We start from the raw sequence: 12,962 nt of genomic DNA, 5'->3' as shown, positions 1-12,962 counted from the left end.
CTCAGAAGCTGATCTTGAACTCGACCGACACGCGGCGCGGCTCGGCGTAGAATTTGCCGCCGAAGCCGAGCGAGCCGAAGTCGATGCCGTAGAGCACCTGGTTCTCGTTGAGCAGATTCTCGCCGACCAGCGCGATCTCGCCCTTGGCGCGGGCGCCGAGCGCGATGTCGCTGAGGGCGATGCGCGCGTCGACCGTGTTGGTCGCGGGCGAGTCGACCTGATGCTGATAGGGGTTCACCGCGTCGTTCGGGTAGAAATAGACATGGCTGCGATAGGCGTAGGAGACCCGCGCCGACAGCGTGCCGACGTCCATCGGTTCGAAGGTGTAGTCGACCGCCAGGTTCGAATTGAACTTGGCGACGTTCGGGAAGCGCGCCGTGGCGGCGATGTCGCTGATCGTGTTGGTGTTCGGGTTCAGGAACAGGAAGCGCTTGTACTTCGGATCGGTATAGCCGAGCGATCCCGACAGGGTCAGGCCGCGCGCCGGGATGGCGGTGACCTCCAGCTCGAAGCCCTTGAACTCGGCCTTGCCGGCGTTGACCAGCAGGGTCGACGCGCCGCCGCTGCCGGCCGCGAACTGCGGCACCTGCAGGTCGTCATATTTGCTCAGGAACGCCGCCGCGTTGATGCGCAGATGGCGGTCGAGCAGGTCGAGCTTGGCGCCGGCTTCGTAGGACACCAGCTTCTCCGGGGCGAAGCTGTTCAGCGTGTCGGCGCGCGGGTTGAAGCCGCCCGACTTGTAGCCGGTCGAGACCTTGGCATAGACCAGCGCGTCCGGGTCGATCTGGTAGCTGACCGAGCCGAGGAAGGACGTGTTGGTGTTCTTGGTGCTGCCGCGCGCCGGGCCGACGATCGTCGACACGCCGCCATTGCTGTTCTGCAGGAAGATGTTCTTGCGGTCCTCGGTGTAGCGGATGCCGCCGGTCACTTCGAGCTTCTCGTCGAGCGCCTGCGGCTTCCAGCTCACCTGGCCGAAGGCGGCATAGGACTTCGAGGTCTGCGAATAGGCCGCGACCGGGCTGGTGTTGAAGCCGATCAGGTCGATCCCCTGCGCGGTCAGCGCATCGGCGACCGCGCCGGGGAAGCCGAGGAAGGGCAGGGCGGCGGGCGCGAGGACCAGGGTCAGGTTCTGGTTGTTCCGCTCCGACACCTTCTCGCGGAAATAATAGCCGCCGAGGACGTAGCTGAAGTCGCCGGCCTTGCCGAGGAGCTGGAGTTCCTGCGACCACTGCTTCTGCTTCTGCGGGCTGTTGTAGCCGTTGTACGGCGTCACCGACTGGACCGAGGTCAGGGTCGGCGAGGTGAAGTCGAGGACGAGGCCCTTGAGGTCGCCCTGGCCGCTGAGGCCGAGGACGTTCTCGAGCAGCAGCTTGCGGTAGCCGGTGATCGACTTGAGCGTGAGGGCCGGCGAAACCTCGTAGGACAGGGTCAGGTTGTGGCCCTGGCTGCGGCTGTGCGAGGTGTAGGTGTTGCCGGGGCCGCCGGGCTGTTGCAGGCCGCTCTTGAGGCGCGTGTCGGCGCCGACGAACTGCAGCGCCGGGCCGCCATATTGCGGCGAGCGGCTGTAATAGGCCTGGGCGGCGGGGCTGAGCGCGACCGTCTGGAAGAAGCCGGGCGCGCCGACGCGGTCGTCATAGTCGAAGCCGTAGCTCGCCTTGAACGGCCCGAAATCGCCGTCCAGCGCGACCGAGAAGGCGTCGACGTTGAGCGAGCCGGGGTCCTTGCTGCTGGGGGTCAGCAGGTTGTTGAAATAGCCGTCGCGCTGCCGGTGATAATAGCTGCCCGACGCCGAGATGCCCGAATCGCCGAACTCGCCGGTGTCGACGCGCAGGCGCCCGAACATGTTGTCGCGGCTGCCATAGCCGCCCTTGGCGGTGACGCCGAAGCTGTCGGCCGGCTTCTTCGAGACGATCTGGATCGCGCCGCCCGTCGTGTTGCGGCCGAACAGCGTGCCCTGCGGGCCGCGCAGCACCTCGATCCGCTCGATGTCGACCAGGTCGAAGATCGAGCCCGCGCTGCGCGCCACATAGACGCCGTCGAGATAGATGCCGACCGCGGTGTCGAGGCCGAGCGAGGGATCGGTCTGGCCGATGCCGCGGATGTTGATCGATGCCGCCGACAGCGCCGAGGATTGCTGGCTGATGACCAGGTTCGGCGCGATCTGGCCGATCTTGTCGACTGCCTGGATGTTGTTCCGCTCGAGCGCGCGGCTGTCGAGCGCGGTGATCGAGATCGGCGTCTTCTGCAGCGATTCGGACTGGCGGCGGGCGGTGACGACGATGTCCTCGATGCCGCCGCCGGCCGAGGCCTGGGGGGCTTCGTCGGCGGGCGCCGTCTGGGCCTGCGCGGTGCAGCCGCCGATGGCCAGGGCGATCACCGCGGCGCGCGTGGAAAACCGAGCTTTTTGATGCGACATCTTCTACCCCTACCGATCCCCGATTCGTCGTCGGGCGTTTGTCCATTATGAAAACGCATAGGGCGGATGTGTGCCGACAGTCAATAATTAACGCGTAATTTTTGTTAGAAAATGATGCGCATAATGAGAGGTATTGTTGTTCTGGGGCGCTGGCGGGGCCGCCTTTCGACGCTTTCCTCTCTTAACAGATTGCGTAGAGATATGGTCGTTATGTCTACGCATTGCTTCGAATGTGCTGGTCTTGGCGGCGCGGGCCGACTAGGGTGGACGGGTTCGCAGCAGGCGGGCGAAGGAGGGTGATGTGCCGCGCGCTAGGACCGATGGCGAGCTTTGCACCGACAGGACCCGGGTCCATGTCTACACCTATCGTTACGAGCGGCCCTCGCTCGACACCCGCGCGCCGGGCAAGGACCTGATGGTGCTGTGCGGCAATCCCGGCCGCGGCGCGGCGGGGGTCTACCAGTCCGCGGACATGCGCAGCGCGGTCCTGCCGCTCGGCCGGATGATGGTCATCCCCGCCTCGGCGGCGATCAGCGCGACGGGGCCCGGCGGCGACCGACAGTTGTCGGTGTGCAGCACCGCCGCCGGCCTGCTGCCGCCCGACTTCGATCCCACCGACAGCCGGCAGATCGCCCTGTGCGGGGACGTGCGCGACGTGCGCGTGCGCGCGACGATGGAGCGGCTGGCGGCCGAGGCGATCGCGCCGGGCTTCGCCGCCGACCTGCTGGTCGATGCGCTCGCGGCGTCGCTCTCGATCGACCTCGCCCGCTATTTCCGCCGCTCGCGCGCTGTCGCCACGATCGCCAGCCGGGGGCGGCTGGCGGCCTGGCAGCTCCGCCGGGTCGAGGACCTCGTCGCGGGAGCGGTGGGCCAGCGGCTGACCGTCGCCGAGCTCGCCGCCGCCGCCGAGGTGAGCCCGAGCCATTTCGCGCGCAGCTTCCGCGCCAGCACCGGCCGCACCGTCCACCGCTTCGTCGAGGAGGCGCGGCTGGCGCGCGCGCAGGCGATGCTGCGCGAGACCGACCTGCCGCTGAAGCGGGTCGCGGCGGCGCTGGGCTTCAGCGGGCCGAGCAGCTTCACGCTCGCCTTCCGCCGCGCCACCGGCACCACGCCGGCGCGCTACCGGGCGGAGGTGCTGCCCTGCTGATCCGATCGGATCGGAACATCGGCGGCGGGATTCGAACAGAGGCGATGCTCGCCCGTCGCCCCGGCCCCTTCTAGCCTGCGCGGCGGAATGAGGATGCGCACCGCATGAAACCCTTCGTCCTGCCGTCCCGCGAGGAATCGATGCAGCGGCTGATGCGCGGCTATGCCCGCGTCGCCGGCTTCACCCGCGACCTCGCTTATTCGGTCGCCGACCGGATCGAGGAGCGCGCCGCCGACGCCGCCGACACGCCGTTCATCCTGTTCGAGGACCAGTCGATCAGCTTCGCGGCGATGAACCGGCGCGCCAACCGGGTGGCGCACGCCGCGCGGGCGGCGGGGCTGGGGAAGGGCGACGTCGTCGCGCTGCTGATGCTCAACCGGCCCGAATTCGTGACGATCTGGCTGGGCCTCGCCAAGATCGGCGTCGTCACCGCGCTGCTCAACACCGGCGCGACGGGCGAGGTGCTGGGCCATGCGCTGCGCCAGGTCGACGCCCGCGCGCTGATCGTCGGATCGGAGCTGGCGACGACGGTCGAACGGATGGTCCCCGACGCGCTGCCGCCGCTGCTGTTCGAGCAGTCGGAGACGGGCGCGGACCGATCGGCCCATGGCTGGCGCGACCTCGACGCGGCGATGGCCGGGGCGCGGGACGACGATCCGCCGCGTGACGCGCGGGAGGGCGTGGTGCTCGCCGATCCGCTCTACCTGATCTTCACCTCGGGGACGACTGGCCTGCCCAAGGCGGCGCGGATGAGCCACATGCGCTTCCTCAACGCCGGCGAGATGATGGCCGGGCTGATGGCGTTCGGCGCGGACGACGTCCTCTACTGCGTCCTGCCGCTCTACCATGGCGCGGGCGGCATGGTGGTGCCGTCGGTGGCGCTGGCGACCGGCCGGCCCTTCGTGCTGCGCCGCAAGTTCAGCCGCTCGGGCTTCTGGCCCGACGTGCGCCGGCACCGGATCACGGCGGTCTATTATATCGGCGAGATCGTCCGCTACCTGCTCGCGGCCCCGCCGGCGCCCGGCGACCGCGGCCACAGCCTGCGGGTGATGACCGGGGCGGGGCTGAAGCCCGACCTGTGGGAGGCGTTCGCCGACCGCTTCGGCGTCGACGCCATCATCGAGGGGCTCGGATCGACCGAGGCCAATTACGGGATCACCAATGTCGACGGGCGGCCCGGCTCGGTCGGGCGCCTGCCCTATCCCCGGGCGACCAACATCCGCATCCTCAAATGGGACGTCGCGGCGGGCGAGCATGTCCGCGACGCCGCCGGCAACCCTGTCGAGGCGGGGCCGCACGAGGTGGGCGAGCTGGTCGCCGAGATCCTCGACGGCAACGGCGTCGCCGGCTTCTTCGAGGGCTATACCTCGGCCGAGGCGACCGAGGCGAAGCTGCTGCGCGACCTGTTCCGGCCGGGCGACCGCTGGTTCCGCTCGGGCGACCTCGTCCGCTTCGACGAGGAGGATTATTTCTTCTTCGTCGACCGGGTCGGCGACACCTTCCGCTGGAAGAGCGAGAATGTCTCGACCGCCGAGGTGGAGACGGTGCTGTCGGGCTTTCCGGGGCCGTCGGTCGTCAACGTCTACGGCGTCCGCGTGCCCGGCACCGAGGGTCGCGCCGGCATGGTCGCGCTGACCTATGGCGACGGCGCGGCGTTCGATCCGCAGGGCTTCCACGCCTTCGCCGTCGAGCATCTCGCCGCCTATGCGGTGCCGCTGTTCGTGCGGCTGTCGGCGACCGCCGAGATGACCACCACCTTCAAGCTGCGCAAGGTCGACCTCCAGCGTGAAGGCTATGACCCGGCGGCGGCCAAAGGCGACCGGCTCTACGTCGCCGACCCCGCGGCCGGCCGCTACGTCCCGCTGACCGGCGAGGCGCTCGCCCGGCTCGGCATCCCGCCCTTCGAAGGAGCATCCGGCGATGCACGTTGACTTCACCCCCGGGCAGAAGGCGCTCCGCTCCGAGTTCCGCGCCTATCTCGACGGCATCATGACCCCCGAGGTGCGCGCCGCGACGGTCGATGCCGAAAGCGGCCCGGTCTATCGCGACGTGATCCGCCGGATGGGCCGCGACGGCTGGCTCACGCCGGGCTGGCCGGTCGACTATGGCGGCCGGGGGCTCGATCCGCTGACCCAGAAGATCCTGCTCGAGGAACTGGTGCTGGCGGAGGCGCCCTTCCCCTTCGTCACCGTCAACACCGTCGGGCCGGCGCTGATGCGGCTCGGCACCGAGAAGCAGAAGCGCGAGATATTGCCGCGCATCGCGACCGGCGAGCTGATCTTCGCGATCGGCTATTCGGAGCCGGGAGCGGGCACCGACCTCGCCAGCCTGGCGACCCGCGCGGTGCGCGACGGCGACGACTATGTCGTCAACGGGCAGAAGATCTTCACCAGCGGCGCGGAGGGCGCCGACTATGTCTTCCTCGCGGTCCGCACCGACCCGCAGGCGCCGCCGCACAAGGGCATCACCATCCTGATGATGGACACGCGGCTGCCCGGCTTCTCGGTCTCGCCGATCTGGACGGTCGGCGGCTTCCGCACCAACGTCACTTATTATGAGGATGTCCGCGTCCCCGCCGACATGGTGATCGGCGAGGTCAACGCCGGATGGCGGCTGATCGCCGAGCAGCTCAACCATGAGCGGATCGGCCTCGCCGCGCTCAGCTACAGCGGCAATGGCTGCTTCGACCAGGTCGTCCAATGGGCGCGCGAGACGCCGGCGGGCGCGGGGCGGCTGATCGACGTGCCGTGGGTGCGATCGACGCTGGGCGAGGCCTATGCCCTGCTCCGCGCGATCGGGGTGATGGGCAACCGGGTCGCGGCGCAGGTGGCGCAGGGGGCGACCAGCGCCGACCTCGCCTCGGGCCTCAAGGTGTTCGGGACCGAGGGGATGATCCGGGTGATGCGGTTGCTGCTCGATGTGCTGGGGCCCGCCGGGCTGATCCGCGAGGGATCGCCGGGCGCGGTGCTGCGCGGACGGATCGAGCGCGAATATCGCAAGTGCCAGATCAACACCTTCGGCGGTGGCACCGCCGAGGTGCTGCGCGACATGGTGGCGCAGGTCGGGCTCGGCATGCCGCGGGGAGGACGCTGATGGGCGATCTGCTCGAACAGGCGCGCGCCTGGGTCGGACGGCCGGCCAGCATGCCGGCGACGGCGCGCGACCCGGTCAACCTGCCGATGATCCGCCGCTGGTGCGAGGCGATGGGGGAGACCAACCCCGTCTATCTCGACGAGGCTGCCGCGCGCGCCGCCGGCCATCCCGGCATCGTCGCGCCGCCGGCGATGCTCGACGTCTGGGCGATGGCGCCCTACCGCCCCGGCGGCCGCACCGCCGAGGAGGGGATGGCGGTGCTGAGTCTGTTCGACGATGCGGGCTATACCGGCGTCGTCGCGACCAACGTCCGCCAGGACTATGGCCGCTACCTGACCTTGGGCGAGGTCGTCACCTCGACGCCGATCGTCGCCGACGTGTCGGACGAGAAGCGGACCGCGCTCGGCATCGGCCATTTCGTCACGCTCGCGTACGACTTCACCGTCGCCGGCGAGCCGGTCGGGCGGATGACCTTCCGGGTGCTGAAGTTCAAGCCGAACCTGGCCCAGCCCCAGTCCCGGCCGGCCGAACCGGCGGCGGAGGCGAAGGCCTGGCCGCATCCGCGCCCGGCGATCACCCATGACAACGCCTTCTTCTGGGAAGGGGTGAACCGGCGCAAGCTGCTGTTCCAGTCCTGCGAGGGGCGGCTGCGCCATCCGCCCGGGCCGATGGACCCGCTGACCGGATCGCTCGATTTCGAGATCGTCGAGGCGAGCGGGCGGGGGACGATCCACAGCTTCGTCGTCATGCACCAGCCGCGCCTGCCCGGCTTCGACTATCCGCTGCCGGTCGTGCTGGTCGAGCTGGAGGAAGGCGTCCGCATCGTCGCCAACATGATCGACGCCGCCGCCGAGGCGATCGAGATCGGCCGCGCCGTCGTCGCCGACTTCGTCGAGGTCGAGCCCGGCTATCTCCTCCCCGCCTTCCGCTTCGCCTGAGGACATCATGGACTTCACCCTGACCGACGACCAGCAGGCGCTGCGCGACCTGGCGGCCCGCATCCTCGACGATGCGACCGGCGACGAGGCGATCCGGGCCTTCGCCGACAGCGGCCGTCCCTATGACGACGCGCTGTGGAGGACCCTTGCCGAGGCGGGCATGCTCGGGCTGGCGCTGTCCGCCGAGGCGGGCGGGCTGGGGCTCGGCATGGTCGAGTTGGGGCTGCTGCTGGAGGAGCAGGGCCGCACCCTCGCGCCGCTGCCGCTGACCCCGGTCGCGCTCGCCGGCTGGGCGATCGACGCGCATGGAAATGCTGCGCACAAAAAATGGCTCGGCGCGATGCTGTCGGGCGCGGCGATCCTCGCCGTCGCGATCGAGGAGGTCGGCGGGGTGGACCCCTGCGATCCGGCCATGACCGCCGCGCCGGACGGCGACGGCTGGCGACTGGGCGGCGCCAAGGTCGCGGTGCCCTATGGCGCCGAGGCGCAGGCGCTGCTCGTCACCGCGCGCACCGCCGCTGGGCCGGCGCTGTTCCTGGTCGAGGCCGGGGCCGCAGGCCTGACGGTCGAGCCGCAGCGCTCGACGAGCGGCGAGCCGCAGGCGATGCTGCGCTTCGACGGCGTGCGGCTGGCCGGCGACGCGGTGCTCGGGCCGGCGGGCGGGCGGGCGGCGATCGTCGCCGACCTCGTCCGGCGCGCGCAGGTGGCGCTGGCGCTGCGCCAGGTCGGCGTCGCCGCCGAGGCGCTGCGGCGCACCGCCGACTATGCGAGCGGGCGCATCCAGTTCGGCAAGCCGCTCGGATCGATGCAGGCGGTGCAGCAGCGCGCCGCCGACGCCTTCATCGACGTCGAGGCGATGCGCTCGACCGCTTTGCTTGCCGCCTGGCAGATCGACGCCGGCCGCGTCCAGCCGGCCGACGTCGCCACCGCCAAATATTGGGCGGCGATCGGCGGCCACCGCGTCGTCCATGCTGCGCAGCATCTGCACGGCGGGATCGGCGCCGACGTCACCTATCCCATCCATCGCTATTTCCTGACCGCCACCGCGATCGGCGAGGCTCTGGGCGGCGGCGCCCCGATGCTCGCCGCGATCGGCGATGCGGTCGCCTCGGGCCGGACGGAGCCGCTCGCATGAAGACCGTGACCGTGGGGCAGGCCTTGCCCGAACTGATCGTGCCGATCACCGCCTCCGCCATCGTCGCGGCCGCGATCGCCACCAACGACTATGAGGACGTCCATCACGACAAGGCCGCCGCGCAGGCGACCGGGGTGCCCGACATCTTCATGAACATCCTGACCAGCAACGGCTTCGTCCAGCGCTACGTGTCCGACTGGTGCGGGCCCGAGGCGCGGATCGCCGCCGTCGACATCCGGCTCGGCGCGCCCAACTTCGTCGGCGACACGATGCGGATCACCGGGGCGGTGAGCCGGGTCGAGGGCGACGAGGTCGACGTGCGGGTCAGCGGCCGCAACGCGATCGGCGAGCATGTCGCCGCCACCGTCACGCTGCATTGGAGGGCGAGGGCATGAGCGGACTGTCCGGCAAGGCCGCGATCGTCGGCATCGGCGCGACCGAATTCTCGAAGAACAGCGGCCGGTCCGAGCTGCGCCTCGCGGTCGAGGCGATCGCCGCCGCGCTCGACGATGCCGGGATCGACCGGGCCGAGGTCGACGGGCTCAGCACCTATACGATGGACAATAATCCCGAGATCGAGGTGTTCCGCAACATCGGCGGGCGGCAGCTCAAATTCTTCAGCCGCATCCATTATGGCGGCGGCGCCGCCTGCGCACCGGTGATGCAGGCGGCGATGGCGGTCGCGACCGGCGTGGCCGAGGTGGTCGTCTGCTACCGCGCGATGAACGAGCGGTCGCAATATCGCTTCGGCACCGGCCACACCCCGCCGCCGGTGCCCAACGCCGAGTCCGCGCATTACGGCTATTATGTCCCCTTCGGCCTGATCTCCCCGGCGTCCTGGGTGGCGATGGCGGCGCGGCGCTACATGCACGAGACCGGCGCCACCTCGGAGGATTTCGGCCGGGTCTCGGTCGCCTGCCGCGCCCATGCCGCGACCAATCCGGCGGCCTGGTTCTACCAGCAGCCCATCACCCTCGACGATCATCAGGCGTCGCGCTGGATCGTCGAGCCGCTCCACCTGCTCGACTGCTGCCAGGAATCGGACGGCGCGGTGGCGATCGTCGTCACCAGCGCGGCGCGCGCGGCGAAGCTCAGGCAGCCCCCGGCGATCATCCGCGCGGCGGCCCAGGGCGCGGCCGACGACCAGCAGATGATGACGAGCTATTACCGGCCCGACATCGCCCGCCTGTCGGAGATGGATCTCGTCGCCGCGCAGCTCTACGCGCAGGCGCAGATGCGGCCGGACGACATCCGCACCGCGATCCTCTACGATCATTTCTCGCCCTTCGTGCTGCCGCAGCTCGAGGCGTTCGGCTTCGCCGGGCACGGCCAGGCGCGGCACTTCATCGCGCAGGAAGGGATCGGGCCGGGCGGGCGGCTGCCGGTCAACACCAATGGCGGCCAGCTCGGCGAGGCCTATATCCACGGCATGAACGGCATCGCCGAGGCGGTGCGGCAGGTGCGCGGGACGTCGGTCAACCAGGTGCCGGGGCCGGGCCATGTCCTCGTCACGGCGGGGACGGGGGTTCCGACCAGCGGGCTGATATTGGCGGCGGCCTGACCCCCTTTCAGGTCGTCAGGCCGCCTTGTCGAACCAGGTGATCAGGTGGCTGACGTCGCCGCAATCCTCGGGCCTGCGGCCGACCTTGCCGAGATGGTGGACGGTGATCGCCATCGCGTCGGTCAGCGGCTGCACCACCTCCATGATCCGGTCATATTCGGTGCGCGCGATCTTCCATGTCCCGTCGATCCGGCGATAGCGGTCGCGGTAGATGGCGGTGCCCGTGGTCACGTCGCGGCGATCGAGCGAGATGAAGATGTCCTCGAGATACCAGAGGCCCTCGGCCTCGTCGTCGCCGGTCAGGCGGATGTCGGGCATATGGCCGTGGTGCATCGCCACCGCCGACGCGTTGAAGCTGTTCATCAGGAAGTCGAGCATCTCCGCCTTGCCGGTGAGCGCGACCTTGTAGCCGCCGCCGCGATATTCGACCGAGACGTCGTCGGCGAACAGCGTCTCCAGCAGCGTTTCGTCGGCGGTGTCGATGCCGCGGAAATAGCGGTGCTTCACCGTGCGGATATCCTCCAGGTCCGATAGCTGCTGCAGCGTGTAGGCCATCATCCTCTCCTTATCTGTGTAGTGTTCTCTGCTATTGTGAGTGCGATATGTATCCGCATATGGTGGTATATATCACATAATATTATGTATATGCGTAAAGTTATGAGGGGATGGCGGATGGTCGGGGTGTGGGCGTGAAGCGACTCCATGGACGGCGCGCAGCCGGATCGCGCGCGGCGCTGTTCGCGCCCTTCGTCTCGCGCGCGCTGACGCTGCCCAACCGCATCGTCATGTCGCCGATGGGGCGCGCCCATGCCGAAGCGGGCCGGCCGCACGCCGATTACGGCGCCTATTTCCGGCGGCGGATCGAGGGCGGCGTCGGACTGGCGATCACCGGCGCAGCGGCGGTCGCGCACGACCTGGCCGACTATGACGGCACCGGCCCGCATTTCCACGGCGAGGACGCGCTGGCCGGCTGGCGCGCCGTGCTGGAGGAGGTCCACGTGGCCGGCGGCCGGCTGATCCCGCAGCTCTGGCACACCGGCATGGCGCGCCATGTCGCGGCGTTCGGGGGCGGGGCGGCGATCGGCCCGTCGGGCTATGCGATCGCCGATCTCGACGCCGGCCGGGGCCCGAGCGGGCGGGCGATGAGCGCGGCGGACATGGACGCGGTCGTCGCGGCCTTTGCCGGATCGGCGGCGGCGGCGCGGGCGCAGGGCTTCGACGGGATCGAGGTCCATGCCGGCCATGGCTTCCTGCTCGACCAGTTCCTCTGGCCGGCGACCAACCGGCGCACCGACGACCATGGCGGATCGCCGGCCAACCGGGCGCGCTTTCCGGCCCGCGTGGTCGCGGCGTGCCGCGCGGCGGTCGGCCCCGATTTCCCGATCCTGCTGCGCCTGTCGCAGTTCAAGATCGACGCCTATGGCGCGCGCATCGCCGATACGCCGGACGAGCTCGGCGCGCTGCTGGCGCCGCTGGTCGAGGCGGGCGTCGACATCCTCCACTGCTCGCAGCGCGAGGCGTGGGAGCCGGCTTTCGCCGGCAGCGACCGCAACCTCGCCGCCTGGGCGAAGGCGCTGACCGGCCTGCCGACGATCGCGGTGGGCTCGATCGGCCTGGCCGGCCTGTTCACCGAGGAGGAGGCGGCGACGCCCGGCGCGGGCCTGCCCGGCGTGTCGCTGGCGCGGCTCGACCAGGTGGCGGAGCAATTGGCGCGCGGTGACTTCGACCTGCTGGCGGTCGGCCGCTCGCTGCTCGCCGATCCGGCCTGGCCGAACAAGGTGCGCGAAGGCCGGGAGGCGAGCCTGCGGCCGCTCGACTTCGCGGCGCTGACCCAATTGCGGTGAAGGAGAAGGCGATGCGGAGATTCGAGGGGCGGGTCGTGCTGGTGACCGGGGCGGCGTCGGGGATCGGCCGCGCCACCGCGCTGCGGCTGGCCGAGGAAGGCGCGCGCCTGCTGTGCGTCGACGTCAACGGCGACGGCGCCGAGGCGACCGCGAAGGCGGTGCCGGACGGCGCGGCGATGCGGGTCGACGTCGCCGACGCGGCGGCGTGCGACGCGGCGGTGGCGGAGGCGGGCCGGCGCTTCGGCCGGCTCGACGGGCTTGCCAACGTCGCCGGGGTCGGCAGCTTCGGCCATGCCGCCGCGACCAGCGACGCCGAATGGCAGCGCGTGATCGGCATCAACCTGACCGGCGTGTTCCAGATGACCCGCGCGGCGCTGCCCGCGCTCGAGGCGGCGAACGGCGCGATCGTCAACATCGCCAGCGCGGCGGGGCTGGTCGCGACCCCCTATGCCGCGGCCTATTCGGCGTCGAAGAGCGGCGTCGTCGGCCTCACCCGGTCGGTCGCGGCCGAATATGCACGGCGCGGGGTGCGGGTGAACGCGATCTGCCCCGGCGCGGTCGACACCCCGCTGATCGCCGGCGGCTTCGATGCGATCGACGGGGTCGACATGGACCTGTTCGGCCGGATGACCCCGCTGATCGGCCCGACCGCCCGGCCCGAGGATGTCGCGGCGGCGGTGGCCTTCCTGCTGTCGGACGACGCGCGCTTCATCACCGGCGCCACCCTGGCGGTGGACGGCGGCCAGACCGCGATCTGATCCGATCGTCCCATCTCCGCTCATCCTGAGGAGCCATTGAGCGAAGGCGAAATGGCGTCTCGAAGGAGTG

The 12,962-nt window shown here is 70.3% G+C and carries 11 protein-coding genes; 9 read left to right on the top strand and 2 right to left on the bottom strand.

All coding sequences use genetic code 11. The features are described from left to right. Window position 1: 1 nt before the first annotated feature. Window positions 2-2,377 (bottom strand): TonB-dependent receptor, encoded by a 2,376-nt coding sequence (locus tag HRJ34_RS15940; protein ID WP_226948809.1) that lies wholly within the window; start codon window positions 2,375-2,377, stop codon window positions 2-4. A gap of 340 nt (window positions 2,378-2,717) precedes the next feature. Between HRJ34_RS15940 and HRJ34_RS15935 the strand changes: the two genes are divergently transcribed. From HRJ34_RS15935 to HRJ34_RS15905, 7 genes are all read left to right on the top strand, one after another. Next, on the top strand, window positions 2,718-3,563 hold the full coding sequence (locus HRJ34_RS15935) for a helix-turn-helix domain-containing protein (RefSeq protein ID WP_012049505.1): 846 nt from the start codon (window positions 2,718-2,720) through the stop codon (window positions 3,561-3,563). Window positions 3,564-3,667: 104 nt separating this feature from the next. Beyond that, window positions 3,668-5,494, top strand: a complete 1,827-nt coding sequence (locus HRJ34_RS15930) for a long-chain-acyl-CoA synthetase (RefSeq protein WP_208631797.1) — start codon at window positions 3,668-3,670, stop codon at window positions 5,492-5,494. Continuing rightward, on the top strand, window positions 5,484-6,656 hold the full coding sequence (locus tag HRJ34_RS15925; protein WP_208631796.1) for an acyl-CoA dehydrogenase family protein: 1,173 nt from the start codon (window positions 5,484-5,486) through the stop codon (window positions 6,654-6,656). The genes HRJ34_RS15930 and HRJ34_RS15925 overlap by 11 nt, the downstream gene beginning before the upstream one ends. Beyond that, window positions 6,656-7,594 carry a bifunctional MaoC family dehydratase N-terminal/OB-fold nucleic acid binding domain-containing protein gene (locus HRJ34_RS15920; protein ID WP_208631795.1) on the top strand — a complete coding sequence of 313 codons (939 nt, stop codon included), beginning with the start codon at window positions 6,656-6,658 and terminating at the stop codon, window positions 7,592-7,594. Before HRJ34_RS15925 ends, HRJ34_RS15920 begins: the two co-directional genes overlap by 1 nt. A gap of 7 nt (window positions 7,595-7,601) precedes the next feature. Further along, window positions 7,602-8,729, top strand: a complete 1,128-nt coding sequence (locus tag HRJ34_RS15915) for an acyl-CoA dehydrogenase family protein (RefSeq protein ID WP_208631794.1) — start codon at window positions 7,602-7,604, stop codon at window positions 8,727-8,729. Further along, the gene (locus HRJ34_RS15910) at window positions 8,726-9,124 is read left to right on the top strand and encodes a MaoC/PaaZ C-terminal domain-containing protein (protein ID WP_012049510.1); all 399 of its coding nucleotides are present in this window, start codon (window positions 8,726-8,728) and stop codon (window positions 9,122-9,124) included. The genes HRJ34_RS15915 and HRJ34_RS15910 overlap by 4 nt, the downstream gene beginning before the upstream one ends. Next, window positions 9,121-10,290 (top strand): lipid-transfer protein, encoded by a 1,170-nt coding sequence (locus HRJ34_RS15905; protein ID WP_208631793.1) that lies wholly within the window; start codon window positions 9,121-9,123, stop codon window positions 10,288-10,290. Before HRJ34_RS15910 ends, HRJ34_RS15905 begins: the two co-directional genes overlap by 4 nt. A 15-nt stretch (window positions 10,291-10,305) precedes the next feature. Here HRJ34_RS15905 and HRJ34_RS15900 read toward each other — a convergent pair whose 3' ends face one another. Next, window positions 10,306-10,845, bottom strand: a complete 540-nt coding sequence (locus HRJ34_RS15900) for a nuclear transport factor 2 family protein (RefSeq protein WP_208631792.1) — start codon at window positions 10,843-10,845, stop codon at window positions 10,306-10,308. Between the two features lie 134 nt (window positions 10,846-10,979). On the opposite strand from HRJ34_RS15900, the gene HRJ34_RS15895 reads away from it, so the two are divergent. Further along, window positions 10,980-12,134, top strand: coding sequence for an oxidoreductase (locus HRJ34_RS15895; protein WP_226948808.1), 1,155 nt, complete (start codon window positions 10,980-10,982; stop codon window positions 12,132-12,134). A gap of 11 nt (window positions 12,135-12,145) precedes the next feature. Continuing rightward, window positions 12,146-12,892 (top strand): SDR family NAD(P)-dependent oxidoreductase, encoded by a 747-nt coding sequence (locus tag HRJ34_RS15890; RefSeq protein ID WP_012049514.1) that lies wholly within the window; start codon window positions 12,146-12,148, stop codon window positions 12,890-12,892. The last annotated feature ends 70 nt before the right edge of the window (window positions 12,893-12,962 follow it).

Source organism: Rhizorhabdus wittichii (assembly GCF_017607425.1).
In the GTDB taxonomy this organism is placed as follows: domain Bacteria; phylum Pseudomonadota; class Alphaproteobacteria; order Sphingomonadales; family Sphingomonadaceae; genus Rhizorhabdus; species Rhizorhabdus wittichii.
The sequence above is the reverse complement of the archived record's forward strand: the minus strand, read 5'-3'. Positions and strand labels throughout refer to the sequence as shown.

Excerpts from the sequence above, each read along its gene's own strand:
- HRJ34_RS15900 (WP_208631792.1), bottom strand. The coding sequence starts at position 10,845 with ATGGCCTACACGCTGCAGCAGCTATCGGACCTGGAGGATATCCGCACG.
- HRJ34_RS15905 (WP_208631793.1), top strand. The coding sequence starts at position 9,121 with ATGAGCGGACTGTCCGGCAAGGCCGCGATCGTCGGCATCGGCGCGACC.
- HRJ34_RS15910 (WP_012049510.1), top strand. The coding sequence starts at position 8,726 with ATGAAGACCGTGACCGTGGGGCAGGCCTTGCCCGAACTGATCGTGCCG.
- HRJ34_RS15920 (WP_208631795.1), top strand. The coding sequence starts at position 6,656 with ATGGGCGATCTGCTCGAACAGGCGCGCGCCTGGGTCGGACGGCCGGCC.
- HRJ34_RS15915 (WP_208631794.1), top strand. The coding sequence starts at position 7,602 with ATGGACTTCACCCTGACCGACGACCAGCAGGCGCTGCGCGACCTGGCG.
- HRJ34_RS15890 (WP_012049514.1), top strand. The coding sequence starts at position 12,146 with ATGCGGAGATTCGAGGGGCGGGTCGTGCTGGTGACCGGGGCGGCGTCG.
- HRJ34_RS15930 (WP_208631797.1), top strand. The coding sequence starts at position 3,668 with ATGAAACCCTTCGTCCTGCCGTCCCGCGAGGAATCGATGCAGCGGCTG.
- HRJ34_RS15925 (WP_208631796.1), top strand. The coding sequence starts at position 5,484 with ATGCACGTTGACTTCACCCCCGGGCAGAAGGCGCTCCGCTCCGAGTTC.